23 protein-coding genes and 1 other RNA gene are annotated in these 26,602 nt (G+C 72.0%); 8 read left to right on the forward strand and 16 right to left on the reverse strand.

Annotation, left to right across the window (positions count from 1 at the left end; genetic code table 11):
* Positions 1–17 precede the first annotated feature (17 nt).
* The 6 genes from AB4Z02_RS00175 to AB4Z02_RS00200 form a co-directional block, all read right to left on the reverse strand.
* On the reverse strand, positions 18–1,394 hold the full coding sequence (locus AB4Z02_RS00175) for an MFS transporter (RefSeq protein WP_441968334.1): 1,377 nt from the start codon (positions 1,392–1,394) through the stop codon (positions 18–20).
* A gap of 17 nt (positions 1,395–1,411) precedes the next feature.
* Positions 1,412–4,438: a bifunctional [glutamine synthetase] adenylyltransferase/[glutamine synthetase]-adenylyl-L-tyrosine phosphorylase gene (locus AB4Z02_RS00180; protein ID WP_441968644.1), complete on the reverse strand. Its 3,027-nt coding sequence runs from the start codon at positions 4,436–4,438 to the stop codon at positions 1,412–1,414.
* Positions 4,438–5,775, reverse strand: coding sequence for a type I glutamate--ammonia ligase (gene glnA / locus AB4Z02_RS00185; RefSeq protein ID WP_441968336.1), 1,338 nt, complete (start codon positions 5,773–5,775; stop codon positions 4,438–4,440). The genes AB4Z02_RS00180 and glnA overlap by 1 nt, the downstream gene beginning before the upstream one ends.
* A gap of 55 nt (positions 5,776–5,830) precedes the next feature.
* A complete protein-coding gene (locus AB4Z02_RS00190) occupies positions 5,831–7,381 on the reverse strand; it encodes a phytoene desaturase family protein (protein ID WP_441968338.1) in 1,551 nt (516 codons plus the stop codon).
* Between the two features lie 10 nt (positions 7,382–7,391).
* Positions 7,392–7,685, reverse strand: coding sequence for a hypothetical protein (locus tag AB4Z02_RS00195; protein ID WP_441968340.1), 294 nt, complete (start codon positions 7,683–7,685; stop codon positions 7,392–7,394).
* 171 nt (positions 7,686–7,856) lie between these two features.
* Positions 7,857–10,169 carry an immune inhibitor A domain-containing protein gene (locus tag AB4Z02_RS00200; RefSeq protein ID WP_441968342.1) on the reverse strand — a complete coding sequence of 771 codons (2,313 nt, stop codon included), beginning with the start codon at positions 10,167–10,169 and terminating at the stop codon, positions 7,857–7,859.
* A 268-nt stretch (positions 10,170–10,437) separates the two neighbouring features.
* Between AB4Z02_RS00200 and panB the strand changes: the two genes are divergently transcribed.
* Positions 10,438–11,316 carry a 3-methyl-2-oxobutanoate hydroxymethyltransferase gene (gene panB, locus AB4Z02_RS00205; protein ID WP_056884515.1) on the forward strand — a complete coding sequence of 293 codons (879 nt, stop codon included), beginning with the start codon at positions 10,438–10,440 and terminating at the stop codon, positions 11,314–11,316.
* Positions 11,317–11,421: 105 nt separating this feature from the next.
* Entirely contained in the window at positions 11,422–12,483 is a 1,062-nt protein-coding gene (locus tag AB4Z02_RS00210; RefSeq protein ID WP_441968345.1) for a M36 family metallopeptidase, read from the forward strand.
* A 46-nt stretch (positions 12,484–12,529) separates the two neighbouring features.
* Here the strand turns inward: AB4Z02_RS00210 and AB4Z02_RS00215 are convergent, their stop codons facing one another.
* Entirely contained in the window at positions 12,530–13,831 is a 1,302-nt protein-coding gene (locus tag AB4Z02_RS00215; protein WP_441968347.1) for an ArgE/DapE family deacylase, read from the reverse strand.
* Positions 13,832–13,903: 72 nt separating this feature from the next.
* On the opposite strand from AB4Z02_RS00215, the gene fgd reads away from it, so the two are divergent.
* Positions 13,904–14,914, forward strand: a complete 1,011-nt coding sequence (fgd, locus tag AB4Z02_RS00220) for a glucose-6-phosphate dehydrogenase (coenzyme-F420) (protein WP_441968349.1) — start codon at positions 13,904–13,906, stop codon at positions 14,912–14,914.
* A 76-nt stretch (positions 14,915–14,990) separates the two neighbouring features.
* Positions 14,991–15,617 (forward strand): class I SAM-dependent methyltransferase, encoded by a 627-nt coding sequence (locus AB4Z02_RS00225; protein WP_441968351.1) that lies wholly within the window; start codon positions 14,991–14,993, stop codon positions 15,615–15,617.
* A 16-nt stretch (positions 15,618–15,633) separates the two neighbouring features.
* On the opposite strand, the gene AB4Z02_RS00230 is transcribed toward AB4Z02_RS00225, so the two are convergent.
* Entirely contained in the window at positions 15,634–15,822 is a 189-nt protein-coding gene (locus AB4Z02_RS00230; protein ID WP_056884520.1) for a hypothetical protein, read from the reverse strand.
* Between the two features lie 49 nt (positions 15,823–15,871).
* Between AB4Z02_RS00230 and map the strand changes: the two genes are divergently transcribed.
* Positions 15,872–16,735, forward strand: coding sequence for a type I methionyl aminopeptidase (gene map / locus AB4Z02_RS00235; protein ID WP_441968353.1), 864 nt, complete (start codon positions 15,872–15,874; stop codon positions 16,733–16,735).
* A 45-nt stretch (positions 16,736–16,780) separates the two neighbouring features.
* Positions 16,781–17,563 carry a polyphosphate--glucose phosphotransferase gene (ppgK, locus tag AB4Z02_RS00240; protein ID WP_441968355.1) on the forward strand — a complete coding sequence of 261 codons (783 nt, stop codon included), beginning with the start codon at positions 16,781–16,783 and terminating at the stop codon, positions 17,561–17,563.
* A 36-nt stretch (positions 17,564–17,599) separates the two neighbouring features.
* Here the strand turns inward: ppgK and AB4Z02_RS00245 are convergent, their stop codons facing one another.
* From AB4Z02_RS00245 to AB4Z02_RS00260, 4 genes are all read right to left on the reverse strand, one after another.
* Positions 17,600–19,171 (reverse strand): hypothetical protein, encoded by a 1,572-nt coding sequence (locus tag AB4Z02_RS00245; RefSeq protein ID WP_441968357.1) that lies wholly within the window; start codon positions 19,169–19,171, stop codon positions 17,600–17,602.
* Complete coding sequence (locus tag AB4Z02_RS00250) at positions 19,147–19,917, reverse strand: ABC transporter ATP-binding protein (RefSeq protein WP_441968359.1); 771 nt, start codon at positions 19,915–19,917, stop codon at positions 19,147–19,149. The genes AB4Z02_RS00245 and AB4Z02_RS00250 overlap by 25 nt, the downstream gene beginning before the upstream one ends.
* A gap of 27 nt (positions 19,918–19,944) precedes the next feature.
* A complete protein-coding gene (locus AB4Z02_RS00255; protein ID WP_441968361.1) occupies positions 19,945–20,601 on the reverse strand; it encodes an MBL fold metallo-hydrolase in 657 nt (218 codons plus the stop codon).
* Between the two features lie 311 nt (positions 20,602–20,912).
* A complete protein-coding gene (locus AB4Z02_RS00260; RefSeq protein WP_441968363.1) occupies positions 20,913–21,569 on the reverse strand; it encodes an ANTAR domain-containing protein in 657 nt (218 codons plus the stop codon).
* Positions 21,570–22,030: 461 nt separating this feature from the next.
* Between AB4Z02_RS00260 and AB4Z02_RS00265 the strand changes: the two genes are divergently transcribed.
* Together AB4Z02_RS00265 and AB4Z02_RS00270 are read left to right on the forward strand one after the other, a co-directional pair.
* On the forward strand, positions 22,031–22,912 hold the full coding sequence (locus tag AB4Z02_RS00265; RefSeq protein ID WP_441968365.1) for a DUF1996 domain-containing protein: 882 nt from the start codon (positions 22,031–22,033) through the stop codon (positions 22,910–22,912).
* 213 nt (positions 22,913–23,125) lie between these two features.
* Positions 23,126–23,323, forward strand: coding sequence for a hypothetical protein (locus AB4Z02_RS00270; protein WP_441968367.1), 198 nt, complete (start codon positions 23,126–23,128; stop codon positions 23,321–23,323).
* Between the two features lie 85 nt (positions 23,324–23,408).
* Here the strand turns inward: AB4Z02_RS00270 and AB4Z02_RS00275 are convergent, their stop codons facing one another.
* From AB4Z02_RS00275 to rnpB, 4 genes are all read right to left on the reverse strand, one after another.
* The gene (locus tag AB4Z02_RS00275) at positions 23,409–24,254 is read right to left on the reverse strand and encodes an alpha/beta fold hydrolase (protein ID WP_441968369.1); all 846 of its coding nucleotides are present in this window, start codon (positions 24,252–24,254) and stop codon (positions 23,409–23,411) included.
* 45 nt (positions 24,255–24,299) lie between these two features.
* Positions 24,300–25,586, reverse strand: coding sequence for an RNA polymerase sigma factor (locus AB4Z02_RS00280; protein WP_441968371.1), 1,287 nt, complete (start codon positions 25,584–25,586; stop codon positions 24,300–24,302).
* Between the two features lie 69 nt (positions 25,587–25,655).
* The gene (locus AB4Z02_RS00285) at positions 25,656–26,021 is read right to left on the reverse strand and encodes a YciI family protein (protein WP_441968373.1); all 366 of its coding nucleotides are present in this window, start codon (positions 26,019–26,021) and stop codon (positions 25,656–25,658) included.
* Between the two features lie 143 nt (positions 26,022–26,164).
* An RNA gene (gene rnpB, locus AB4Z02_RS00290) (RNase P RNA component class A) lies at positions 26,165–26,564 on the reverse strand.
* Between the last annotated feature and the right edge of the window lie 38 nt (positions 26,565–26,602).

Consider the following 26,602-nt stretch of genomic DNA (forward strand, 5'->3'; position numbering starts at 1 on the left):
CCCCGCCGGGGGCGGTCTCAGCCCCCGGATGACCGACGGAGCACGGGGTCGCCCCCGGGCTCGGGCTGTGCGGGCGCGGGCTGCTCCCCGGCAGGGTCTGGCTGGGTCGCGGCGAGGGTCTCGCTCGCCTCGACGGGGCCGAACGTCGCGTCGATCTCGTCCTGCATCTGCTCCCCCGGCCAGCGGGCCGCCAGCAGCACGAACATGCCCAGCGTGAGGACGGCGCAGATCCCGACCGAGGCGGCCGGCGAGGTGTGCTCCGAGACCCAGCCCGCGGCGAGGAAGCAGAGACCGGTGACCCCGACCGACAGGGCGCCGGCCAGGCCGAACACCCGGCCGCGCATTGCGGTGGGCACCAGGAGGGTGAAGGCCGACTGCAGCGGCAGCATGTAGCTCTGCAGGGCACCTGAGACGAACCACGCAGCCCACACCACCGGCAGCGGCGGCTCGAAGATCGTCACGAGCAGCGGCAGCGGCATGACCAGGGCCAGCCGGAGCACGAGGCGGAACTGGCGCTCCGCGGGCAGCCGGCCCAGGAGCAGGAGGCCGGCCACGGCGCCGAGGATGGGGGCGGCCATGAGCAGGCCGCCCCACGTGGAGGACCCGGTGTGGTCGCTCGCGTAGGGCAGCGCCACCGCCTCCGGCGCCGCGGCGGCGAGGGCGCTGGCCAGGGACAGCAGGAGCAGCATGGTCAGGACGCTGCTGGTGCGGATCTGTCGCCAACCCTCGGCCAGGTCGCCCAGCAGCCCGGACAGCGGGCCGTCCGCGCCGTCGACCACTGCCTTCGGTGGCGTGACGACGGCGAGCACGACGGCGCCGACGAGGAAGGTGGCGAGGTCGAGCAGCAGCGCCGTGGTGTCACCCACCAGCCCCACGACGACGCCGCCGAGGGCGAGCCCGATGGCCTGGTTGACCTGCGTGGCCAGGGTGGTGAGCCCGAACGCACGGGCGTACACGCGGCGTACGGGGAACAGGTCGGTGAGCAGCATCTGGCTGGCGGTCATGGCGGGACCGCCCACGAACTCGAGCACGAAGACGAGGCCGAGCACGAGCGACACGGACTCGGTGGTGCGGACGGCGAGCACGAGCAGCAGCACGAGGGCAGCCCGGATGAGGTGGGTGCCGACGAGGGTGGTCCGCGGGGCCAGCCGGTCGCAGAGCGGGGCGAGCAGCGCCCGTCCGAGGATGCTCGGGACGAGGGACACCGCGAAGGTGGCTGCCGTCGCGAGCGCCGACCCGGTCCACGTGTAGACCACGGCCGCCACCGTGATCCGGGCGATGTAGTCGCCCCAGGTGGACAGGGTGGAGGCGGCGAAGACGGGGAGGAACACGGGGGTGCGGAGCACCTCGGTGTACGAGGGCACCGCGACGGCGCCGTCCTTCCCGCTGACCATTGACCGACCGTACCCCGCTACCGGGACCCGTAAAAGTTGGACTCGGTGACCGCGCGGGCGTGCCTCGCCACCCGCCGGTAGGCCCCGGCGAGGTCGGCGCCGGAGCCCGGTTCGCCGCCCAGGATGCGGCTGACGCCGTCGGCGACCCGCAGGTCGGACGGGACGCTCTCGGCGGGCTTGCCCCGGAAGAGCACCGCGGCGTTGCGCAGCCGGGAGGCCATGGTCCACGACGCCCGCAGCGCATCGCCCTGCTCCTCGTCGAGGTACCCCGCCCCGACCGCGGCATCCAGGGCGGGCAGCGTCGAGGTCGTGCGCAGTCCCTCGACCTCGTGGGCGTGCTGCATCTGGACCAGCTGGACGGTCCACTCGACGTCGCTGAGACCACCGCGCCCGAGCTTGAAGTGGCTCTTCGGGTCGGCGCCGCGGGGCAGGCGCTCGGCCTCCATCCGGGCCTTGAGCCGCCGGATCTCGCGCACCTGGGTGGGCGTGAGGCCCTCGTCGGGCCAGCGCAGCGGGTCGACGAGCTCGAGGAATCTCGTGCCCAGCTCCCCGTCGCCGGCGATCGGCATCGCCCGCAGCAGCGCCTGCGACTCCCACGTGAGCGACCAGCGCGCGTAGTAGGCGCGGTAGCTCGCGAGGCTGCGGACGAGCGGTCCGCTCTTGCCCTCGGGGCGCAGGTCGGCGTCGAGCCCGAGCGCGGGGTCCGGACCCGCGGACCCGAGCAGCCGGCGCAGCTCCTGCACGGTCTCCAGGGCCTGCTCCTGGGCGACCTTCTCGTCGGCGCCGTCGAGGGGGTCGTGGACGAAGAGCACGTCGGCGTCGGAGCCGTACCCCACCTCTCCCCCACCGAGGCGCCCCATCCCGACGACGAGCAGGCGGGTGCACGGCGGCCCGTGGCGCTCCTCGACGACCCGGACCGCCACTGAGAGCGCTGTCTCGAGCAGGGCGGCGGTGAGGTCGGTGAGGGCGGCGCCGACCTGCTGGAGGTCGAGCTCGCCGGTGAGGTCGGCGACGGCGATGCGGAAGAGCTCCTGGCGCCGCAGGCTGCGCGCGGCCCGCACGGCCCGGTCGGGGTCGGCCTGCCGGCCGGCCGCGGCGGTCATCCGCCGGACGAGGTCGGCCCGCGGAAGGGGGGTGAGCCCGCCCGGGTCGCCCAGCATCGCCACCGACTCGGGCGCCCCGACGAGCAGGTCGGCGGCGTAGCGGCTTCGGGCCAGGGTGTGCGCCAGCCGCTCGGCGGCCGAGCCCTCGTCACGCAGCAGGCGCAGGTACCAGTGGGTCGACCCCAGCTCCTCGCTGACCTTGCGGAACGCGAGCAGCCCGCCGTCGGGGTCGGCCTCGTCGGCGAACCAGGCCAGCATCACCGGCAGCAGCGTCCGCTGGATCGCGGCCCGGCGGCTCACCCCGGCGGTGAGCGCCTCGAGGTGGCGGATGGCCCCGGCGGGGTCGCGGAAGCCCAGGGCGGCCAGCCGCTCGCGAGCGGCCTCCGGCCCCAGCCGCGCGTCGTTGGTGCTGAGGCGTGCGACCGCGGCGAGCAGGGGCCGGTAGAAGAGCCGCTCGTGGATGCGGCGCACCTCGCGGGCCTGCGCCTGCCGCTGGGCCTCGACCGCCTTGGCGGCGTCCGACCGGTGCCCGAGGGCGCGGCCGAGCCGGCGCAGGTCGGCCTCCCCCGTGGGCATGAGGTGGGTACGGCGCAGGCGGAACAGCTGGATGCGGTGCTCGAGGGTCCGCAGCAGCCGGTATGCGGCGTCGAGCGTCGCGGCGTCGTCGCGCCCCACGTAGCCGCCCCTGGCGAGGGCGTCCAGCGCCTCGAGCGTGGTGCCGGAGCGCAGCGAGGCGTCGGCGCGGCCGTGCACCAGCTGCAGCAGCTGCACGCTGAACTCGACGTCGCGCAGCCCGCCCGGCCCGAGCTTCAGCTGGCGGTCGGCCTCGGCGGCGGGCACGTGCTGCTCCACCCGGCGACGCATGGCCTGGACGTCCTCGACGAAGTTGTCCCGCGAGGCCGCCTGCCACACCATCGGCCGCACCGCCTCCAGGTAGGCCCCACCCAGCGCCCGGTCGCCGGCGACGGGTCGCGCCTTGAGCAGCGCCTGGAACTCCCAGGTCTTGGCCCAGCGCTCGTAGTAGGCGCGGTGGCTCTCGACGGTCCTCACCAGCGGACCGTTCTTGCCCTCGGGGCGCAGGGCCGCGTCGACCGGCCACAGCGTGCCCTCCCCCGTCGAGGTGGAGCACGCCCGCATGAGGTGGGTCGCGAGCGCGGTGCCCGCGGCGAGCGCACGTGGCTCGTCGACGCCCTCGCGCGGCTCGGCCACGAAGATGACGTCGACGTCGCTGACGTAGTTGAGCTCGCGCCCGCCGGTCTTGCCCATCCCGATCACCGCGAAGTCGCACAGGTCCGCGTCGTCACCGACGTGGTCGCGGGCGATCTGCAGGGCCGCCTCGAGCGCCGCCTCGGCGAGGTCCGCCAGCGCTGCCGCCGCCTCGGGCAGCGCGGCGGGGGCGTCGTCGGTGGTGAGGTCGAGCGCCGCGATGCCGAGCAGCTGCCGCCGGTAGCCGATGCGCAGGGCGTCGTACGGCGTGCGGCCGCCGGTCTCGCGCACGGCGGTGACCAGTTCCTCGACCCGCTGCTCCGGCGTGCGCGGTCGCGCCTCGGCGACGCTGCGCCAGTGCTCGGGGTGCGCCACGAGGTGGTCGCCGAGGGCGCTCGAGGCACCGAGGACCGCGAGCAGCCGGTCGCGGGCCGCGCCCGGGTGGCGCAGGGCCGCGACCAGGCCTGTCACCTCGGTGGCCGCTCCCGACTCCTCGTCACGGCGCCTGGGCTCGGAGGCCCGCAATGCCTCCATGAGGCGCACGACGCTGAGCAGGGCGAGGTCGGGGTCGGCGACGGCGCCGAGGGCGTCGGGCAGGCCGTCGTTGAAGACGTCGTCGAGGGGGTCGACCAGACCGGAGAGCGCCGGGTCGGCCAGCAGCTGCTCGGCCCGGGGCGGGTCGGCGAAGCCCAGCCGTGCCAGCGTCGCCGACCGGGAGGTCGCGCGGCCCGAGATCACAGCCCGGGCAGGTAGCGCTCGAGCTCGAAGCGGGTGATCTCGCCGCGGTAGTCGTCCCACTCGGCGCGCTTGTTGCGCAGGAAGAAGTCGAACACGTGCTCACCCAGGGTGTCAGCCACCAGGTCGCTCTTCTCCATGACCCGGATGGCCTCGTACAGGGACGTGGGCAGCGGCTCGATACCCATCGCCTGGCGCTCACCGGAGGTGAGGCCCCACACGTCGTCCTCGGTCTCGGCGGGCAGCGGGTAGTCCTCCTCGATGCCCTTGAGCCCGGCCGCGAGCATCAGCGCGAACGCCAGGTAGGGGTTGGCGGCGGCGTCGACGGTGCGCACCTCGACGCGGCTGCTCTGGCCCTTGGTGGGCTTGTACATCGGGACGCGGACCATGGCGGAACGGTTGTTGTGGCCCCACGTGAGATGGGCCGGGGCCTCCCCGCCGCCCCACAGCCGCTTGTAGGAGTTGACCCACTGGTTGGTCACGGCGGTGATCTCGGCGCCGTGGTGCAGCAGCCCGGCGATGAACTGACGGCCCACCTTGCTCAGCTGGTAGGGCGCGCCCGCCTCGTAGAAGGCGTTGCTGTCGCCGTCGAACAGCGACATGTGCGTGTGCATCCCCGAGCCCGGGTGCTGCGCGAACGGCTTGGGCATGAACGACGCGAAGATGCCCTGCTCGAGCGCGACCTCCTTGATGACCGTCCGGAACGTCATGATGTTGTCGGCCGTCGAGAGCGCGTCGGCGTAGCGCAGGTCGATCTCGTTCTGGCCCGGGCCGCCCTCGTGGTGGCTGAACTCGACCGAGATGCCCATCGACTCGAGCATGGTGATGGCGGCGCGGCGGAAGTCGTGGCCGGTGCCGTGCGGCACGTGGTCGAAGTAGCCGGCCTGGTCGACGGGTTCGGGGCTCTCCCCCGGCGCGAACCCCTGCTTCAGCAGGTAGAACTCGATCTCGGGGTGGGTGTAGAAGGTGAACCCGAGGTCGGAGGCCTTGCCCAGCGCGCGCTGCAGCACGTGGCGCGGGTCGGCGAAGCTGGGCGACCCGTCGGGCAGGGTGATGTCGCAGAACATGCGGGCGGTGCCGGGGTTCTCACCACGCCACGGGAGCACCTGGAACGTCGCCGGGTCGGGCTTGGCCAGCATGTCGGCCTCGTAGACCCGGGCGAACCCCTCGATCGCGGAGCCGTCGAAGCCGATGCCCTCGGCGAACGCGCCCTCGAGCTCGGCCGGCGCCACGGCCACCGACTTCAGGGTGCCGAGCACGTCGGTGAACCACAGCCGCACGAAGCGGATGTCGCGCTCCTCGATGGTGCGAAGGACGAACTCCTGCTGACGATCCATGGGGGTGATCCTGCCCTAGTCGTGCGCCACGGTGCGCCTCGCAGCGCCGCAGCGCTCAGCCCGTGAGAACCGACTGCGCGCTGTTGTGGCCCGGGATGCCGCTGACGCCACCACCACGACGCGCCCCGGCCCCGGACACCCGGACCTTCGCGTGCCGGGTCTCGACGCCCCAGGTGCCCACCTCGGACTCCTTCTCGGCCCAGGGCCACTGGAGCGAGCGGTGGAAGATGTTGCCGCCGGGGAGCCCGAGGTCGGCCTCGAGCTCGACCGGGGTCCGCGCCTCGAGGCAGTAGGCGCCGTCGCCGTCGCGCAGCAGCACGTCCTGGATCGGCTCGGCCAGCACCGAGTTGAGCGACTCCAGCGTGCGGGCGAGGGCCAGGTCCTTCACCGCGTCGTGGTCCTCGGGCGAGCCGCGGAACAGCCGGGCCGGCAGGTGCAGCCCGAACAGGGTGAGCGTCTGGGCGTCCGTCGCGGCGAGCTCGGCACCGAGGATCGAGCGGTCGGACAGGCTGTGGCAGTAGATCTCGCACGGCGGCAGCTGGGGCACCCGGCCCGCGGACGCCGCCGCCCACGACTCCTGCAGCTGGCCGTAGCCCTCGTTGATGTGGAACGTGCCGGCGAACGCACCGGCCGGGTCGACCGAGGAGTCGCGCAGGCGTGGCAGCCGCGACAGCAGCATGTTGACCTTGAGCTGGGCCCCCTCGGGCTCCGCCTCGGTCTCCACGGGGGCTGCGCCGGCGGCCTCCAGCAGCCGGTTGAGGACCGCCGGCGCGCAGGCGGCGTGGATGGCACGGGCGCGGGCCGAGCCGCCCTCCCAGGACACCTCGCCGTCAGGGTCCACCGCGAGGACCCTTGTGCCCGTGCGGATCTCAGCCCCTGCGGCGACGGCGGCACGTGCCAGGCCGTCGGTGACGGCGCCCATGCCGCCCACGGGCACGTCCCAGTCGCCCGTGCCGCCGCCGATGAGGTGGTAGAGGAAGCACACGTTCTGCCGCAGGTCCTCGCCCCGCAGGTCGGCGAAGGTGCCGATCAGCGCGTCCGTCGCCACGACGCCGCGCACCGTGTCGTCGCCGAAGGTCTGCTCGAGCACCTCGCCGAGGGGGCGACGCACGAGCGCCTCCCACAGCGGGTCGTCGCCGACCCGGGCCGCCAGCTCGGCCTCGGTGCGCAGTGGCTCCAGGACCGTGGGGAAGACCTGCTCGGCGAGGCGCTGCACCCGCCCGTAGAAGTCCTGCCACGCGGCGTACTCCGCCACGCTGCCGGTGAGCGCCTCGAACCCGGCGGCCGTCGCGCCGGGGTCACCGTGGTCGACGAGCAGCCCCCGGGCCGGGTCGGTCGGCACGGGCGTGAAGGAGGAGTAGCGGCGCCGGATCAGCCGGACATCCAGGTCGAGGTCGGCCATCACCTGTCGCGGCAGCAGCGAGACCAGGTAGGAGTAGCGCGACAGGCGCGCGTCCACACCGGGGAACGCCTGCGCCGACACCGCCGCCCCGCCGACGTGGTCGGCGGCCTCCAGCACCAGGACGGTGCGCCCCGCCCGGGCTAGGTAGGCAGCGGTGGTGAGCCCGTTGTGGCCGGCTCCGATGACGACGTCGTCGTAGATCACGCCCGGCAGCCTACGGAGTGGGCTGCTGCTCCACGTGCTCCCCAGTCTGCGTGTCCTCGCGCGCCTGCTCGGTGTCGCTGGTCACAGGGAGGTCAGGGTCGATGGCGGCGTACCGGCGCTCGAGCTCCTGCTGGTCGGGCTCGAGGCCCAGGCCACGGATCTCCTCGGCGACGGCGGCGATGACGGCCTCCGGGTCGCGGCCCTTGGCCTTCTCCTCGCCGCGCAGCTGTGCAGCCACCAGCGCGTGCCGCGTCGCGTCGTCCAGCTCGCCACTGGCGTGTCCGACCTCGAAGCCCTCAGTCATCTCCCGCAACCTCCTCGTCCGTGGTGGGAGCACCCGGCCGGGCGCCCTCGCGCCCGAGTCTGGTGCCCCGGCCCGGCCGCCACCACCCGGACAGCACGGAACAGGGCCCCGGGACGTGTCCCGGGGCCCTGCCGTGAGGGTGCCGCTCACCGGCCGTGGCCGGCGTGGTGGCTACTTGTCGAAGCGCACCTTGAGCGTCATGTCCTGCGCGTGGTTGGTGGTCTTGGCCACCGTGATGCTCGTGCCCGAACCGGCCACCTGGACGGAGTTCATCGGGTTGTCCGCGGTCCAGTACGCCTTCTTGTCGAGGTCGTAGAAGGTCGGGATGGCCTTGCTCGACTTCACCGTGGTCGGCACACCGTTGAGGTGGAAGGTGACCGCGTCGGTCTTCTCCTGCCCGAAGGTGGCGTCGAACGGCTGGCGACGGTTGCCGAGCAGGGTCCCGTTCGGGAACTTGATCGGCAGGTAGCGGGCATCCACCGGGAGCACGAGGCCGTGGCCCGGGTGCACGCTGGTGTTGTTGTCGCTGTACTGCCCGTCGACATAGGTGACCAGCAGGCCGTTCTGGTACGGGAACCGCTCCACCCAGTCAGGACGGGTGTTGGAGTAGCCGAAGTTGTACGGCCCGGTCTTCAGCGTCTTGTCGTAGCCGTTGTAGACGCGGTTCTCGGCCAGGTAGTAGTGCTGCACCACCTTGGAGGTCGAGCCACCCATGCGGGTGAAGCCGGACGCGGTCCAGCCGTTGTCACCGTTCTCGACGTCGTCGGTCAGGACCGGGGCGCCGTTGGCGGTGATGGTGATGTCGTCCAGGAACGGGCCCTGGTAGTGCAGGCCGCCGTCGGTCGCGTAGCGGAACCGGAAGCTGATGCTCTGGCCCGCGTACTTGGACAGGTCCCAGGTCTTCTGGGCCCACGGGGTCAGCGCGGCGTTGCCGGCCGGCCCGTCGACGAGGTCGCCGACCTGCTCCCAGGTGCTGCCACCGTTGGTGGAGGCCTCGGCGTACAGGGCGTCGTAGTCCTGCTCGATGTTGTACTGCATCCAGGCCGAGATCGAGGCGGACGTCTTGCCCGTGAGGTCGATGGTCCGGGTCAGCGTGCTGTTGAGGCTGTCGGCGGAACCGCCCCACCACTCGGTGGCACCGCTGTGCGGCTTGTTGTAGCTGGTCGCCACGGTCTTGTCCGGGAGGTTGACCAGCAGGGCCTGCGGCAGCGTCTTGCTGTCACGGTCGGCCGGGCCGACCTTGACGTCACGGTCGTAGCCGTAGTCGACCTGCTGGTAGTCGAGCCAGCCGAGCTGCAGCTTCTCCCACGCACCCATGTTGCCGGGGGTGGTGCCGATCGAGTCGGTGCCGTGGTTGAGCCACGAGCCACCGGACATCAGCGTCCAGAAGCCGGTGCCGTTGTCGCCACCCGCGGTGTCGTAGAGGTCCGGCAGGCCGAGGTCGTGGCCGAACTCGTGCGCGAACACACCGAGGCCACCGTTCTCGGGCTCGGTGGTGTAGTCACCGATCCACATGCCGGAGTTGCCGAGCGGCACGCCACCGAGCAGGTTGCCGGCGGGGCCGGTCTTGCCCTGGTTGTTGGAGTAGGCGTACCAGCGGTGCGACCAGATGGCGTCCTCGCCCTGCGCGCCACCACCGGCCTCCTCGCCCTCACCGGCGTGGATGGCTTGGAAGTGGTCGATGTAGCCGTCGGGCTCGTTGAAGTTGCCGTCACCGTCGTAGTCGTAGCGGTCGATCTTGTCGAACTGCGACAGGTAGGTCTTGATCTCGGCGTCGGTCTTGCCCTGCGCCTTCTGGTCGTTGTACCAGGCCGTCGCGGTGTCGGCGATGAACGGCCAGTAGCCGGCGGCGTCGCTCTGGTTGTTGCTTCCGTAGGCGGACTCGTTGTAGGGCACCTGGACCCAGTTGGAGACGTCGCCCTTGGCCAGGAAACGGCCGTTGGAGAGCTTGGTGTAGAAGTCCTTGAACGACTCCCCCTCGCCGAACATCATGTCCAGGTAGTGCTGGCGGTTGAAGTCCGCGGTCCAGTACGTGGAGTTGTCGTCGGTCTTGCTGCCGTCCCACTTGCGGTCGGGCGACGGGATCTGGTTGTGCACCGGACCGGCCGTGCCGCCCGTGGCGGGCTTGGTCTGGCTGCCGAAGTCGGCGAGGACGGTGAAGATGTCCTCCTCGCGGTTGACGGGCCAGTCGACGTACTTGTCCTTGGCGGCCTTGGTGCCCTTGGCCTTGGCGTTCTTGCTGCCCTTCACCTTGATGACCCGCTCGCCACCGCGGGTCTCGGTCGTGGCCTCACCCTTGATGAGCTGCTTGACCGCCTCCTCGCGCAGGTCGCGCTGGGCGTCGCCGAGCGGGTTGGGCAGGTCGTGGGAACGGTTCTGGTAGTTGGGCTCGCTGGCCACCTTGGGGGCAGGCTTTGCCTGCGCAGGTGCCGAAGCCATGCTCATGGCGACGGCTGCGACAGCCACCCCCGAGAGAACGCTCACGTAACGTCTCTTCACTGATCCTCCAATTGACATTCACGTCTGCACGCCGGGTTCCGACACACATAGGGACGACCCAAACACGGGATCAGGCCATACGGAATGTCTGGAATGGTCAGGACTCGGTAAAGAGATTCACCCGTTCGGCCTATTGATGTTCTGTGAATGACAACTGAAGGCGCATTCCGCACGAACGGCCCGACAGGTGGTACCGAGCCCTCTCGTGGGCCGGCGCACGGGCCGCCCGGGCGCGTCCTCCTAGGATGCCTGCATGAGCGACCACCCCTCGACGACGAGCACCCCGACCGAGGTCACGGCCCCCTACGGCACGGGCGCGCAGGCCGCCCCGCAGCGCCGGGTCCGGGTCCCGCACCTGCAGGCCATGAAGGAGCGCGGCGAGAAGTGGGCGATGCTCACCGCCTACGACATGTATGCCGCCGAGATCTTCGACGAGGCCGGGATCCCCGTCCTGCTCGTGGGCGACTCGGCCGGCAACAACGTCTACGGCTTCGAGACCACCGTGCCCGTGACCGTCGACCACCTCGTGCCCCTCGTGCGCGCGGTCACCTCCTCGGCGCGACGCGCGATGGTCGTCGCCGACCTCCCCTTCGGGTCCTACCAGGCCAGCCCGCAGCAGGCCCTCGCCACGGCGACCCGGTTCATGAAGGAGGGCATGGCGCACGCGGTCAAGCTCGAGGGCGGCGCGTCGATGGTGCCCGAGGTCGAGCTGCTCGTCCGTGCCGGCATCCCCGTCATGGGCCACATCGGCTTCACCCCCCAGAGCGAGCACGTCCTGGGCGGCTACAAGGTGCAGGGCCGCGGCGACTCCGCCGACCGCCTCGTCGAGGACGCGCTGGCCCTGCAGGAGGCCGGCTGCTTCGCCGTCGTCATGGAGATGGTCCCGGCGCCGCTGGCGGCGAGGGTCACCGAGGTGCTGTCCATCCCCACGATCGGCATCGGCGCCGGCCCGGAGTGCGACGCCCAGGTCCTCGTCTGGCAGGACATGGCCGGCCTGCGGGGCGGCAAGGCCCCGCGCTTCGTCAAGAAGTACGCCGACCTGCGCGGCGAGCTCGGTCGGGCTGCCTCCGCGTATGCCGCCGACGTCGCCTCCGGCGCGTTCCCCGCGTCCGAGCACTCCTTCCTCGAGTAGCTCCACCACGCGTAGGACCCCACCAGGGCCACCGGCGGGCTAACGTCCACCGGTGGACCCCGACCGGACCCGGCGGGGCCGCACCCTCGTGAGCGGAGGACCCACGTGACCCCCACCCGACGTACCGCCAGTGCCCTTGCCGTCGGCGCCACCGCGCTGGCCCTGTGCCTGGCCGCAGCACCGGCCCAGGCGACCAAGGCCGGCAGCGGATCCACCACCGGCCGCGGATCGGTGTTCATCGTCAACCCGGTGCAGTCCTCGGGCGACCAGTCCCTGACCGACCAGAAGGACTCCGACGCCGCGGTCCCCGCGTCGGCCTACGCCACCGTCCCGCTGCGCAACCTCGACGGCTCCGGTTACCTGCGCGGGTCGTGGGTCCAGGTCGAGTCGGCTACGGGGACACCGGCGTTCAGCACCACCAACACGTTCGACTACACGCGCCACCAGGACCAGTTCGAGCAGGTGATGGCCTACTTCTGGGTCAACCAGGCGCAGGAGTACCTGCAGTCCCTCGGGTTCGGGTCCACCCTGCCCGGCGTGGTGAAGGAGCAGTTCAGCGTCAAGGTCGACCAGTACGGCGGCGACAACTCCTACCAGACCGACAAGCCCTACCGGATCCGTCTCGGCAAGGGCGGCGTCGACGACGCGGAGGACGCCGAGGTCATCGTCCACGAGTACAGCCACGCCGTGCACGCCTCGCAGGTCCCCGGCTACGGCACCAGCGAGGAGGCGGGCTCGATCGGCGAGTCCTTCGGCGACTACCTCGCGGTGTCCGTCGGCCTGGCCGCCGACAAGCAGTACGGCTGGCCGATGAAGGCGCAGGAGGCGTGCCCCATGGACTGGGACTCCACGTCGTACACCGCTGCGCCGCACTGCATCCGGCGTTTCGACCTCAACCTCACGGTGGCCGACAAGAAGGGCGAGGTGCACTACGACGGGCAGATCTGGAGCCAGGCGCTGTGGGAGATCCGCAAGGGCTACGTGTCGCTCGGCAAGACGACGGCCGCGTGGGACCGCACCTTGGTCAACAGCCAGTTCAGCTACGCGCCCGACACCAGCTTCTCGGCTGCGGCGAAGGCGACGTACACCGAGGCACTGGCCCACGACGGCGCCGCCGCGGCCAAGCTCGTCAAGGACAAGTTCGCCGCGCGAGGGATCGTCTTCTGACCTGACCCTCCTGCTGAGCCACGGTGCTGCTGCGGCTCGCTCGTCCCTAGGGGGCGGTCGCGCCGCAGCGGCGCAGGGCCAGCAGCGCGTAGGTGCGCGCACAGGTCATGAGCTCGCGGGCGGTCACCGACTCGTCGACCGCGTGCGCCGCACCGAGCGATCCCGGCCCGTACTGCAGCGTCGGGATGCCGCGCTCCGCGTAGTGCCGCAGGTCCGAGCCGTAGGGAGCCCCCTCGACCCGTGGTCGGCCGGCACCTGCCGAGGTGGCTGCGGCACAGGTCTCCTCGAGCAGCGGGTGCCCGTCGGGCAGTGCTCCCGAGGCGAACGCGCCACCCGGCCAGCTCACGACCACCGGGTGCTCGCGCAGCCAGGGGTCCTGGTCACCGGTCGCGGCCACCGCGGCCTCGAACGCCGCGCGGGCCTCCTCCAAGGGCTCGCCCGGCAGCACGCCGTACCGGCCCTCTGCCACGAGCCGGTCGGGGACGGTGCTCGCCCACTCCCCCGCCCTGACGATGCCGACCGCGATGGGCGCGACGAGGTCGAGGTGGGCGAAGTCGTCGGGCGCGTGCGCGTTGCGGGCCGCCTCCAGTGAGCGCAGGGTCGCGAGCACCCCGACGAAGTGGTCCACCGCGCTCTCTCCGAGGGTGCGGGTGGACCCGTGGGCCGAGCGCCCCGGCACCTCGAGGCGGAACGTCAGCGAGCCGGCGTTGGCCGGGATGACGGCACCGCCCGTGGGCTCGGCGATGACGCAGGCGTCTCCGCGGTGGCCGGCGGCGAGGGTGGACCAGGCGCCGACGCCACCGTCCTCCTCACCGCTGACGAGGTGCACCGCGAGGCCACGGCTGGTCTCCACCCCGCAGGAGGCGAGGGCGCGGGCGGCGGCGAGGACGGCCGCGACGCCACCGAGCATGTCGCAGGTCCCCCGACCGGTGAGCACGCGCACGTCGCCGTCTCCGTGGACCTGCAGGGCGAACGGGTCGCTGCCCCACCGGCCGGGGTCACCTGCCGGCACGACGTCGGTGTGGCCGCACAGGACCAGGGCAGGCGCTTCTCCCTCCGCGCCGCCTCGCTGCCCGACGACCCCGACGAGGCGGTCGCGCCGCACCTCCTCGCCCGGGTAGGCGGCGCTGCTGCGCGCCGCGGCCAGGTCGACGTCCCACTCGTGCACCGTGAACCCGAGCTCGCGCAGCCGCCGGGCGCACCAGCGCTGCACCGCTTCCTCACCGTCGGTCCCGCCCACCGGGGCGAACGCGACGAGCTCGGCGAGGTCGGCCAGCATCGCCTCGGGGTCGAGCGCCTGGAGCACCGTGGTCTCGAGATCGGTCAGCGGCGGGGCGTCGGTGTCCATGGGAGGACCCTGCCACGCGCGCGTGGCGCCCGGGCAGCGCGCCGCCGCCGTGCGCGGCATACGGTGGGGCGCATGACGTTGCGCATCGGGTACAAGGCCTCCGCCGAGCAGTTCTCCCCCCGGGAGCTGCTCGACTTCGCCGTCCAGGCGGAGCAGCTCGGGCTCGACAGCGTCATGGTCTCCGACCACTTCCAGCCCTGGCGCCACCACGGTGGGCACGCGCCGTTCTCCCTGGCGTGGCTCGCCGCCCTCGGCGAGCGCACCGAGCGGGTGCAGATCGGCACCTCGGTCATGACTCCGACGTTCCGCTACAACCCGGCGGTCGTGGCGCAGGCCTTCGGCACCCTCGCGTGCCTGCAGCCGGGCCGCCTGATGCTCGGCATCGGCACCGGCGAGGCACTCAACGAGGTCGTCGTCGGGTCGGTCGAGGAGTGGCCGGAGTTCAAGGAGCGGTTCGCCCGGCTGCGCGAGGCCGTCACGCTGATGCGCCGGCTCTGGACCGAGGACCGGGTGACGTTCGAGGGCGACTACTACCGCACCACCGACGCGACCGTCTACGACAAACCGGACCAGCCCGTGCCCGTCTACGTCGCAGCCGGTGGACCGCTGGTCGCGCGCTACGCCGGGCGGGCTGGTGACGGGTTCATCTGCACGTCCGGCAAGGGCGAGGAGCTCTACCGCGACAAGCTGCTGCCCGCAGTGGACGAGGGGCTGGAGAAGTCGGGGCGCACCCGCGAGGACCTCGACCGGATGATCGAGGTCAAGCTCTCCTGGGACCCCGACCGTGAGCAGGCCGTGGCGAACTGCCGCTTCTGGGCGGCGCTGTCGCTCACTGCGGAGCAGAAGCACGGGACGACCGACCCGATGGAGATGGAGCGCCTCGGCGACGACCTGCCCGACGAGCAGGTGGCGTCGCGGTGGATCGTCACCGACGACCCGGAGGAGGTCGTCGACGCCGTGCGGCCCTACGTCGACCTCGGTTTCAACCACCTGGTCTTCCACGGCCCGGGCGCCGACCAGTCGCGGTTCCTGACGACGTTCGCCGACCGCGTGCTGCCCGGGCTCCGTGAGCTGGGCGAGTGACCGTCGGGACGGGTTCCGCTGCGCCCCAACGGAACCTAGGCTGGGTGTCCGCCGTGGGAGGAAGAGGTGAGCGAGCATGACCGAGATGGAGCCGCGTACGCGCTGGTCCGAGGTGTCCGGGGGGCCCGGCGCCGCCACGGCCTACCAGCAGCGCTTCGACGACCTGGCCGCCAAGGGCATGGACATCCATGGTGAGGCGGCGTTCGTCGCCTCGTTGATGAGCCCGCCCGTCCGGGTCCTGGACGCGGGCTGCGGCACGGGCCGGGTCGCCATCCAGCTCACCGCGCTCGGCTACCACTGCACCGGCGTCGACGCAGACGCCGCGATGATCGAGGTGGCCGAGCAGCGTGACCCGTCGACCACCTGGGTGCGCCAGGACCTCAGCCGGCTGCAGCTGCGCTCCCAGGCGTTCGAGATGGCTGTGCTCGCCGGCAACGTCATCCCGCTGCTGGCCCCGGGCACGCTGCTGTCGACGGTGGAGCGCATCGCTGCCCACCTCCAGCCGGGCGGCGTGCTCGTCGCCGGCTTCGGGCTGGACGCCGCGCACCTGCCGCAGGGCTGCCCCGTCACGCCGCTGGCGGACTACGACCGGGCCTGCGAGGTGACCGGGCTGACGTTCGTCCGGCGCCATGGCGCGTGGGACCGGACGGCCTGGCACGAGGGCGGCGGCTACGCGGTCTCGGTGCACCGGCTCCCGGACTGACGAGGCTGACCGGCGGTCAGTCCTCGGAGCGGCCCTCTTCCCAGGCGCGGTCCTCGGCGTCCCACTTCTCCGAGCGCTCGCGCGCGCTGTCGAGGGCGCGGGACGCCGCGTCCTGGGTGTCGTAGGGGCCCATGAGGTGGTCCCCCTGGCTCTTGTTGTCGTCGGTCTCGACCTGACGCGTATCGACGTTGAACCAGTAAGCCATGGGGTGCCTCCAACTCGACGGATCTGTGGACCTCTCTAGACTCCACCGTATGCCGTTGACGTACGCAAGCGTGGCCCCCGGAGAGGTGTCTCCGCGCCGCCCGGTGCCCACCACCATCGAGCGGCCCGAGTACGTCGACCGGCCGGCGCCGGTGCGCGAGGAGGGCGGCGACGTCAAGGACGCCGAGACGATCGAGAAGATGCGCGTGGCGGGACGGATCGCCGCCCAGGCCATGGCCGCCGCCGCGGCCGTCATCTCGCCAGGGGTGACGACGGACGAGGTCGACCGAGTCGGGCACGAGTTCCTCATGGACCACGGCGCCTACCCCTCGACCCTTGGCTACAAGGGCTTCCCGAAGTCGCTGTGCACGTCGGTCAACGAGGTCATCTGCCACGGCATCCCGGACAGCCGCCCGCTCGAGGACGGCGACATCGTCAACATCGACATCACCGCCTACATCGGTGGCGTGCACGGTGACACCGATGCCACCTACCTCGTCGGCGACGTCGACGAGGAGTCCCGCCTGCTGGTCGAGCGCACCCGCGAGGCGATGATGCGCGGCATCAAGGCAGCGGTCCCGGGCCGGGAGATCAACATCATCGGCCGGGTCATCCAGAGCTATGCCAAGCGTTTCGGCTACGGCGTCGTGCGCGACTTCACGGGCCACGGCATCGGCCGGTCGTTCCACAGCGGCCTGGTCATCCCCCACTACGACGCTGCCCCCTCGTACGCCACGGTGATCGAGCCGGGCATGACGTTCACCATCGAGCCCATGCTCAACCTCGGGACGCCCGACTGGGAGATGTGGGACGACGGCTGGACCGTGGTCACCAAGGACCGCCGACGTTCGGCGCAGTTCGAGCACACCATCCTCATCACCGAGCACGGCAACGAGATCCTGACCCTGCCCTGACCAGCTCCACCCCGACGCACGGCGGCCGCAAGGAGGCGGCACACCATGGCCAAGCACGAGAAGCAGGGACTCCCGCTCGGGATCGACGTCGGCGGCAGCGGGATCAAGGGTGCGCCGGTCGACCTGTCCGAGGGAACGTTCGCGGCCAAGCGGCTGCGCATCGACACCCCGGTGGTGTCGACGCCCGAGGCGGTCGCCGACGTCATCAACCAGGTGGTCGAGCACTTCGAGGACGTCCGGGGTGACTCCCCCATCGGCGTCACCATCCCCGGTGTCGTCACCCACGGCGTGGTGCGCTCGGCCGCGAACATCGACAAATCCTGGCTCGACTTCGACGCCGAGCCGATGCTCGAGGCGAAGCTCGGGCACGACATCGTCCTGGTCAACGACGCCGACGCCGCCGGCGTGGCCGAGATGCACTACGGCGCAGCCAAGGGGCACCAGGGCCTGGTCGTCATGACGACCCTGGGCACCGGGATCGGCTCGGCCCTGATCTACGACGGCAAGCTCATCCCCAACTCCGAGCTCGGCCACCTCGAGATCGACGGCTACGACGCCGAGTCCAGGGCCGCCTCCTCGGTCAAGGACAAGGAGGATCTGAGCTACCCGGAGTGGGCCAAGCGGCTCCAGCGCTACTACAGCCACGTCGAGGCGCTGCTCTGGCCGGACCTGTTCGTCGTGGGCGGCGGGGTGTCCAAGGACGCCGAGCAGTTCCTGCCGCTGCTCAAGCTCAGGACCCCGATCGTGGCCGCGACCCTGCAGAACAAGGCAGGCATCATCGGCGCCGCGCACCTCGCCCAGGAGGAGCACGACCGCCGCCACCACTGACGCCTCGACCCGAGCGGACCCGGGCGGTTCGGGGGGTCAGGCCATCGAGACGAGGTCCTGGAGCAGGTCGGCCTGGCGCCGAGCGAACAGGCTCGCCCCGAGGCGAACCCCGGCGACGAAGGCCAGCACTCCCACGACGGGCCCGACGACCAGTGCCGCCCAGGCGGCCCAGTGCCAGCCGAAGAAGGCCAGGCCGGCCAGGACCAGGACCGGCAGCGACAGCACGACCACGGCGCCGCCGCAGACCGTCTGCACCGCGAAGGTGACCCCCACCGACCCCGGCCTGCTGCTGAAGGGGCTCTCGCCCGGCACCGGCACGGCGTACTGCTTGACCGCACTGGTCACGCACGCCACCGCGAACCCGCTGAGGGCCAGGCCGATCCCTGCGCCGAGCGATGCCGGCAGCAGCGCCCACGAGCCGCCCACGAGCGGGCCGAGCACCGCGTACCCCGGGACGCACACCAACGCCAGTACCGCGGAGGGGAACAGCCGACCCACCCGGTCCGCGACCCCGTCGACGCCGGAGGCGACGTGGAGCCAGAAGGCAGTCGAGTCGTACCCGACGTCGTTGTGCTGCCCCCAGCCGATGAGGTAGGCGGACACCAGCGGCATCGCCGCGAGCGCCAGGTGGGAGCCCGCCAGGCCGGGGAAGAGCAGGCCGGCCGGCAGCAGGGTGGTCATGATGGCGGGGAAGTTGAACCGTGGGTCGCGCAGCCAGTAGGTGCCGGCCCGCGCGGCGATCGCCCCCATGGGCGTACCGGGCAGCCGCGCGAACAGGCCGAGGCCGCGGCGAGCGCAACCAGAGCCACTGGCGGCCGTGGAGTGCGGGTTGCGCAGCACTGCCACGAGCAGCCGCTCCCAGACCGCGAAGAGGACCAGGCAGAGGGCCGCCGCGAGGAGGAGGCGGATACCGGCAACGCCCCAGTCACCGGCCACGACGTCACCCGACGCCGCCCAGGCCCAGCCGAGCGGGGTCCAGGCGAGCACGTGGCCGAGCGTCTTGAGGCCGGCGACGGTGATGCCCCCGTCGTTGACCAGCCCGGCGACCGGGCCGAGGCTGAGCAGCACGAGCAGGCCGCCGACCCCGGCGACGTCCCGACCGCGACGTGTCGCCAGCACGGTCGAGGAGGCCCCGGCGACGATGCGGCTCACGAGCACGCAGGTGGCCAGCCCGAGGACGCCACCGAGGAGGGCGACCAGGGCGGCCACGGGGGTGCGCGAGCCGGTGAAGACGGTGGCCAGCACGACGACGACGGTGGCCACGCCGGGCAGCCCGACGAGGGCTCCGAGGGCCAGGCCGAGCGCCAACGTGCGCTCACGGACGGAGAAGGTGGCGAAGCGTGCGGGGTCGAGGGTGGGGTCGATCCCGAACAGGACCACCGGCAGGAGCGCCCAGCCGGCGACCGTGGCCGAACCGCCCACGACGACCAGGGCGCGTGCGAGCTCGGCGTCCGGCGCGAAGCGCAGGGCGATGAGACCGCTGACCACGGCGACGACGATGCCCCCGCCGTAGAGCACCCCGAGGACCATGCCGATCAGCGCCGCCGGGCTGCGGCGCAGGCCGTTGCGCAGCAGGTGGAGCTTCAGTCGGAGGAGGTGCGCAACCACGCGAGCCCCTCCACGTCCGTGCTCCCCCCGACGAGGTCGAGGAACCTGTCGTCGAGGCTCATGCCGCCGCGGACCTCGTCCACGGTGCCGACGGCCCGGACCTGGCCGCCGGCGATGATCGCGACGTGGCTGCAGATCCGCTCGACGAGGTCCATCACGTGGCTGGACAGCACGACGGTGCCGCCGTTGGCCGCGAAGTCCTCCAGGATGCCCCGGATGGTGCGGGCGGACACCGGGTCCACCGCCTCGAACGGCTCGTCCAGGACGAGCAGCCGGGGCGCGTGGACGAGGGCGCACGCGAGGGTGATCTTCTTCGTCATGCCGGCGGAGTAGTCGATGACGAGCTTGTCCTGCGCCTCGGTGAGGCCGAGGGCCGCGAGCAGCTCCCGGACGCGCTGGGCGACGAGCCCACGCTCCATACCGCGCAGGAGGCCGGCGTAGGCGACCAGCTGGAGCCCGGTGAGGCGGTCGAACAGGCGCAGGCCGTCCGGGAGGACGCCGATACGGGCCTTGGCGGCGACCGGGTCGGCCCAGACGTCGGTCCCGAGCACGTGGGCGCTGCCGGCGTCGGGGCGCAGCAGCCCGGTGGCCATGGACAGCGTGGTGGTCTTCCCTGCGCCGTTCGGCCCGACCAGCCCGAAGAACGAGCCCCGCGGCACGTCGAGGTCGAGGCGGTCGACCGCGGTCATCGCCCCGAAGCGCTTGGTCAGGCCCCGCAGGCGGAGGGCGATCTGGTCGTCCGGCATGCCCTGACGCTAGCGAAGCCGCGCGGCTCAGGTGGTGAAGTCCTCGCTGCGCCCGCCGGCGAGGTCGTGGATGCGGGTCGTGGCGCAGCCCAGGTTGCCCGCCTGGGTGAGGTAGAGCTTGCGCCCCACGTCGCTGAGGATCGCGTCGTGGATCGGCACCGCATGAGGCGCTTCGAGGCGGCGCAGGAACGCGGTCATGTCCCGGCTGCGCGACCAGGGGGCGCTGAGCGGGAAGGCGAGGACGTCCACCTGGCCGGGCTCTGCGTCGAGCGCGTCGCCGGGGTGGAAGAACGTCGGCTCACCGTCGGCGGACAGCCGCATGCCGGTGTTGTGGATCCTCGGGACCTCGTCGTGGATGAGGGCGTGCATCTCCCCCACCCCCGTGACGGTCACGCCCTTGACCGTGGCGGTGTCGCCGCCCGCGACCGGCTGCGCCTCGATCCCCTTGCCGCGCAGCAGCTCCGCCGACTCCGGGTCGACCAGCAGCTGCGCGCCGTCGTTGGCCGCCAGCAGGTCGGGCAACCGGTCGACATCGAGGTGGTCGGCGTGCTGGTGGGTCACCAGGACTGCGTCGAGGTCGCGCTGGTCGGCTGCCGCCGGCGAGAACGTGCCCGGGTCGAGCAGGATGCGCACGTCGCCGATCTCGACGAGGAGGCAGGCATGGCCGAGGTGGGTGATCCGCATGGCCCCACGGTATGACGCGGGGCCGGCGCCCGCACCGTACGCGTCAGGTCACCAGAGGCCGCCGTGCCGCCCGGCCGCCCACGCAGCCACGAGCATGGAGGCCGTCACGATCGAGGCGATCCCGTCGAGCACGGCCTGGCGAACCATGGAGCCATTCTCGGAGCGACCCACCGCCGGTGGCCATACTGCAAACTGCGCGTCCCCACTGCGTTTGACGGTGGGGTCGGGTGGGAACTGAAGGGACGTGCGGCCCGCGGATTCGTGCGGGGGCAGGTGCTCCTCGGGCCGCACGCCCAGCGGCGGAGGCCGGGTCAGACGGACGTGCCGGGCGCGGGCTCCTCGGGCGACAGCGCCGACGGCCGCTCCGGCAGGGGCAGCGTCTTGAGGATGTCGAGCAGCGACCTCACCGGGTCCTCCCGGGCGAACACCGGGTCGCTGAGGCGTGCGGTGATCCGCTGGGCGACCACGGCCAGCTTGAGGTTGTGCCGGTTGGACTCCGCACGCAGGATCTCGAAGGCCGCCTCGTCGGAGATGCCGAAGCTCAGCATGAGGGCGCCCTTGGCCTGCTCGATGGCGGCGCGGTGGACGCTGGACGCCTCGACGGCGTGCTGCTCGTTGGCGCGCAGCGTCTCGGTGATGTCGACGAGGAAGCCGGACAGCTCCTCGACCGTGCCGTCCCGGGCGATGCTGTGCCCGGCCATCACGACCCGGCACAGGCGGTGCCGGGCGTCGCGCAGGTCGAACGTGAACGAGAACGTCCCCTCACGCCGGGTCGCCTCCCGGAACGCCGACCAGGTGGCAGCCAGGTCGTCGTGGGCGACGTTGGCGAACAGCCGCGAGGTCGTGGCCGGCTCGTCGGGCGCGACGCCGAGGAGCTCGCGCAGCGACGCCGACCAGCACCACCGCTCCTCGCCGACGTGCAGGTCGAACGTCATGGCGGCGCGGGAGCTGCCGGTCTCGGGTGTCAACGTGGTCTCCTCTGCGACACCCGGGCACCTGATGCGCCCGGGCGGGGAAGGCCACGCTTTGACCGCTACCGATTATGCCCCATGCGGCGTTTCGTCAGAGCGGAACGGGCGTTCCGAGGGGTAGCATCGCGCGGTCGTCCGGGAGCCCCCTGCTCCCGGTCGACGACCTGGTCGCCCCCGTCTGCCTCGTGCAGGCGGGGGCAACCTTGCGCCATACACCCGCGAGAGCACGCCGGGTCGGCGGTTGACCAACTCTTTGCCGTCGCCTGCCAGATCCGTCCGCAGCGCTCCACCGTTGGGCTGGGACCGGTCGATCGTTCGGCCGCCTGCCGGCTGGTACGAAGTCGGGCGACAGCCCACCGCGGCTACCTTCGGCCATGGCCGTGACCCCCCCTCGGGCTGGTCCCGAGCGCGGCCACTCCCCCTGCCCGCCCGTGTGGCGCCGTACCAAGGACACCCAGATGCACCGCAGACTCTCCGCTGCCGCCCTCGCCGCAGCCCTCGTCCTCGCCGGCCTCGTCGGCTCCGCCTCCTCCGCCTCGGCCCTGCTCAAGGTCAAGTGCAAGCAGACCACCGGCACCGCTGCCGTCGACCCGATCGTCCACCACAACGAGACCATGGCGATGGTCCACACCCACCAGTTCTTCGGCAACAACGGCTGGCTGTCCAAGGGCAACTTCGCCAACTACGCCGACCTCGTGAGCAAGGGCACCAACTGCCGCGAGCTGAGCGACACCGCCGGGTACTGGACCCCCACGCTGCGCTACACCACCGGCACCCGCCAGACCATCCCCGTGCAGGCCTTCACCGCCTACTACCGCCCCTTCACCGGCGTCGGCGGCCCGGACACCGGCCCGGGTATGGCGTTCCCGGCGGACACCCGACTCATCGGGACCCGGTACGCGTGGACGTGCGGGCAGTACATGCCGGTCGCGCCCTCGCTGTCCGTCCCGAGCTGCCTGGGTGCCGACGGCTCCCCCGGCAAGACCCTGACGCTGCACATCGACTTCCCGAACTGCTGGGACGGCGTGCGGCCGCGCCACTACACGACGACGGTCGGCAACACCACGGACAACGCCCACTACGCCTACTCCACCAAGAAGAGCGGCGTCGTCTCGTGCCCCACCGGCTTCCCCTACAAGATGATCTCGCTGCGGGAGTCGTTGCAGTTCAAGTACATCGGCGCAGGCACCGACGTGGGGCTGTCGTCCGACTCGATGGCCGGGACGACCGACGGCCGCTCCGCCCACGGCGACTTCTGGAACACCTGGCAGCAGGCCAGCCTGCAGAGCCTGGTGACCGCCTGCATCAACACCCCCGCCGAGCCCAGCTGCGCGTTGTAGCAAGGACTGCCGCGCGCCCGGCTCTCCCGACGCACCTGCGGCGGCCACCGTGCCCTCGAGCTTGAAGCGCCACCCACGCCAGGGCGTGGGTGGCGCTTCAAAGTCGTCCGGGTCCGTCGCCATACGCACGAACGCGTGATGGTCACACCGAGCCATACCCAGGTATTCGCCCCCGCGGGAGACTGGTGGTGCCGGCCTGAAGGGGTGATCGCCGTGTTCTGGACAGTCGCGTTCTGGGTTCTCCTGCCGTTCCTCGTCCTGTTGCTGGTGATGGGGACCATCGCTGCGGTGGTGCGGCGACGCCGCTACCAGCCGAAGGCGGACGACTGGCAGGACTGGTCCGACCGGGCGAGCAGGCAGCAGAGGGGGGACGACCGCTTCGGGTCCAGCGGCAGCGGAGGCGGCTGGTAGCCGAGGCCCGCGCGGGGCCCCGCCCCAGGCGACGGGTGCCGCGGAAGCCGGGGTTGCCCGGTTGCCCGGTTCGCCCGGAGCCCGTTCAGCTCTCCCAGAACTCTTGCAGTGCAGGCGCCGTGGCCCTGCCCCGCACCATGTGCGACTCGCCGGGCAGCTCCCGCAGCGTTGCGTCCGGCAGCGCACCGGCGACCGCGGCCTGCGCGTTCTTCATGTACGCAGGGCTCTTTCCGCCCACGAGTACCAGCACCGGCACCGTGACGCCCGCCACGTAGCCGTCCGGGAGCGGCTCTCCCTGCTGGTGGTCCAGGACGATCGCGTAGTCGTGGGGCAGGGTGTGCGCGACGGCGCACAGCTTCTTCCAGACCGGCATCAGGCGCATCAGCGCCACCCCCGTCGCAGGCACGCCGACCGTGCGCAGGAACAGCGTGACCGCCTCGCCCCGTCGACCGGAGTCGACCAGCCTCTGGGTCCGCGCGCCGAGGTCGGCGCCGTGGGGTGCATGGCTGCCGTCGACGATGAACGGCACCTCGTACAGCGCGACCCTGCCCATCGGCACGCCCGCCCGCAACGCCTCGAGCACCAGCGCGGCCCCCGACGAGGCACCGACGACGAACGCCCCGGGACCCGCCGCCTCGAGGACGGCCACCAGGTCCTCCACCTCCCGCTCGACCGAGTACGGCGCCGTGCCGGGACCGCTCTCGCCGCGACCGCGCCGGTCGTAGGCGTGGACCGCATGGTCCTGCGACAGCACCGGGATGAGGGCCTTGGCCGTGCCCATCGTCCGCTGGCAGAGGGCGCCCTCGACCACGACCACGGCTGGTCCGGTCCCGGTCACGTCGTACGCGATCGCGGTGCCGTCGGCGGAGGTGACGAAGCGGGTGCCGCTCGTGGTGCTGGCTGGGGTCCTGGCGCTGGTCCGGTTGGGCATGGTCTCTCCTCGGTGTGGGACGTCTTCCCCCGTACGTCGAACGGGTCAGCCGGGTTTCGACACGCTCGCGAGGTTCTCCTCTGCCCGCCGCCGCAGCACCGAGCGCTCGGCCTCGTTGCGGGACAGGGCAGCCGCCTCGCTGAAGGCGGCTGCTGCGTCGGCGTGCCTGCCCGCCCGCTCGAGCAGGTCGCCGCGCACGCTGGGCAGGAGGGGCGAGCCACCGAGCTCGTCCCCGGTGAGCCCCGCGAGCACGGCCAGCCCGGCTGCGGGGTCGAACGCCCGTCCGTGGGCGACCGCGCGGTTGACCTCGACCACCGGCCCCGGCGCCGCCGTGGCCAGGACGTCGTACAGCCTCGCGATCTGGCGCCAGTCGGTGTCCTCCGCCCGTGGAGCGCGCGCGTGCTGCGCTGCGATCGACGCCTGGAGGAAGTACTTCCCTATGGGTCTGCCACGCACGGCGAGCGCCTGGGCCCGACGCAGCGCGGCCAGCCCACGCCGGACGAGCAGCTCGTCCCACCGGGTCCGGTCCTGCGCCTCCAGCAGCACCGGCGCGCCGTCGTCGTCCAGCCGCGCGGCGAGACGCGAGCCCTGGATCTCCAGCAGCGCCTGGAGTCCCAGCACCTCGGGCTCGAGGGGCATGAGCTCGGCCAGCATCCGCGCCAGCCGGATGCCCTCGCTCGCCAGCTCCGGCCGCATCCAGTCCTCACCGGCGGCAGCCGAGTAGCCCTCGTTGAAGACGAGGTAGATCACCGCCATCACGTCATCGAGGCGCGCGTCCCGCTCTGTGCCCGTGGGGAGCTCGAAGTCTGCGCGGGCCTCCGACAGCGTCTTCTTCGCCCGCGAGATCCGTTGTCCCATGGCGGTTTCCGAGGACAGGAAACCTCTGGCGATCTCACTGGTGGTGAGGCCGGCGACGAGGCGAAGGGTGAGCGCGGCGCGCGACTCCGCACTCAGGGAGGGGTGGCAGGTCAGGAAGATGAGGCGCAGCACGTCGTCCTCGATGTGGTCGACCTGGGCGTCGAGGTCGGGCACCTGCTCCTCCTCTCCCGCGACCAGCGCCTGCCCCAGCTCCTCGGTCTTGCGACGGAGGTTGTCGGCACGACGGAAGTGGTCGATCCCCCGGCGCTTGGCGGTCGTCATGAGCCACGCGGCGGGGTTGATCGGGACGCCGGTCAGCGGCCACTGCTCGAGTGCGGCCACGAGGGCGTCCTGCGCCAGGTCCTCGGCGAGCTCGACGTCGCGCGTCATCCGGGTGAGGGCGCCGACGATCCGCGCCGACTCCCGCCGCCAGGCGGTGGTGATCGCCGCGACAGTCGGGGTCTCGCCTGGCACGTCCTCAGCCTAGGGGGCGGACGTCGCCCACAGGCGGCGTCCGCCCCGGCTGGGGGTGGCCGACCGCGGTCAGGCGTCGGCGGCCTCCGGCGCTGCCTCGGAGATCTGGCGCAGGGTGGCGACCATGTTGCACTCGGGCCAGTACTTCGCGTGCAGGTCGGCGAACTCGCGCTGCCCCTCGATGGCCTCCTCGAGGGTGTCGTACTGCAGGATGGCCCATCCGCCGACGACCTCCTTGGCCTCTGCGAAGGGGCCGTCGACACGTGAGGTCTCGCCCTTGCGGACGACGAAGTTCACGGCGTCCTCGGTGCCGAAGAGGCCACCCCCGTCGAGGAACGCGCCCTTGGCGGCCTGCTCGCCGATGTAGCCGTCCATCGCGTCGAACAGCGCCTGCGGCGGCGCGCCCGATCCTTCTTCCATCTTGACGAATCCCATGAAGCGAGGCATCTCAGGTGGTCCTTCCATTCGGGCGGGTCATGCTCTCTTGCACACACGTCGAACGGCAACGGGGCTCTTCGACATCGACCCCGAGAAGTTCTTCTCGAGGTGCGCTCAGCAGTTCCCACCGCGGGCCGCGGGGGATGAGTCGGCCGATACGCCGGGTTCTGTCCCGGGAGCTGGTTGCCCGGCTCCCGGTGACGGTCATCCATCTACGACAGCCGTTGCCGACTGCCTCCAGCGCTCTACCCGTGTGCTCGGGCGGGCCGCCCTCGAACGCACACTGTCTGAGCTTGCTCCGGGTGGGGTTTACCTAGCCGGGCCAGTCACCTGGCCCGCTGGTGGTCTCTTACACCACCGTTTCACCCTTACCACGGTGCCTGCGCGGCCCGAGGGCTGCGTGGTCCACCGTGGCGGTCTGTTCTCTGTGGCACTGTCCCGCGGGTCACCCCGGGTGGCTGTTGGCCACCACCCTGCCCTGTGGAGCCCGGACGTTCCTCGGCGGTGGTTGCCCACCGACGCGACCGCCTGGCCGACTCATCCGAGAGCAAGGATAGGGCAGCCGGAGGTGCCACACC

This window comes from Pedococcus sp. 2YAF34, assembly GCF_052114585.1.
Lineage (GTDB): Bacteria > Actinomycetota > Actinomycetes > Actinomycetales > Dermatophilaceae > Pedococcus.

Excerpts from the sequence above, each read along its gene's own strand:
- ppgK (WP_441968355.1), top strand. The coding sequence starts at position 16,781 with ATGGCCAAGCACGAGAAGCAGGGACTCCCGCTCGGGATCGACGTCGGC.
- AB4Z02_RS00225 (WP_441968351.1), top strand. The coding sequence starts at position 14,991 with ATGACCGAGATGGAGCCGCGTACGCGCTGGTCCGAGGTGTCCGGGGGG.
- glnA (WP_441968336.1), bottom strand. The coding sequence starts at position 5,775 with ATGGATCGTCAGCAGGAGTTCGTCCTTCGCACCATCGAGGAGCGCGAC.
- fgd (WP_441968349.1), top strand. The coding sequence starts at position 13,904 with ATGACGTTGCGCATCGGGTACAAGGCCTCCGCCGAGCAGTTCTCCCCC.
- map (WP_441968353.1), top strand. The coding sequence starts at position 15,872 with ATGCCGTTGACGTACGCAAGCGTGGCCCCCGGAGAGGTGTCTCCGCGC.
- AB4Z02_RS00255 (WP_441968361.1), bottom strand. The coding sequence starts at position 20,601 with ATGCGGATCACCCACCTCGGCCATGCCTGCCTCCTCGTCGAGATCGGC.
- AB4Z02_RS00265 (WP_441968365.1), top strand. The coding sequence starts at position 22,031 with ATGCACCGCAGACTCTCCGCTGCCGCCCTCGCCGCAGCCCTCGTCCTC.
- AB4Z02_RS00250 (WP_441968359.1), bottom strand. The coding sequence starts at position 19,917 with ATGCCGGACGACCAGATCGCCCTCCGCCTGCGGGGCCTGACCAAGCGC.
- AB4Z02_RS00175 (WP_441968334.1), bottom strand. The coding sequence starts at position 1,394 with ATGGTCAGCGGGAAGGACGGCGCCGTCGCGGTGCCCTCGTACACCGAG.
- AB4Z02_RS00215 (WP_441968347.1), bottom strand. The coding sequence starts at position 13,831 with ATGGACACCGACGCCCCGCCGCTGACCGATCTCGAGACCACGGTGCTC.
- AB4Z02_RS00195 (WP_441968340.1), bottom strand. The coding sequence starts at position 7,685 with ATGACTGAGGGCTTCGAGGTCGGACACGCCAGTGGCGAGCTGGACGAC.
- AB4Z02_RS00275 (WP_441968369.1), bottom strand. The coding sequence starts at position 24,254 with ATGCCCAACCGGACCAGCGCCAGGACCCCAGCCAGCACCACGAGCGGC.
- panB (WP_056884515.1), top strand. The coding sequence starts at position 10,438 with ATGAGCGACCACCCCTCGACGACGAGCACCCCGACCGAGGTCACGGCC.
- AB4Z02_RS00230 (WP_056884520.1), bottom strand. The coding sequence starts at position 15,822 with ATGGCTTACTGGTTCAACGTCGATACGCGTCAGGTCGAGACCGACGAC.
- AB4Z02_RS00285 (WP_441968373.1), bottom strand. The coding sequence starts at position 26,021 with ATGGGATTCGTCAAGATGGAAGAAGGATCGGGCGCGCCGCCGCAGGCG.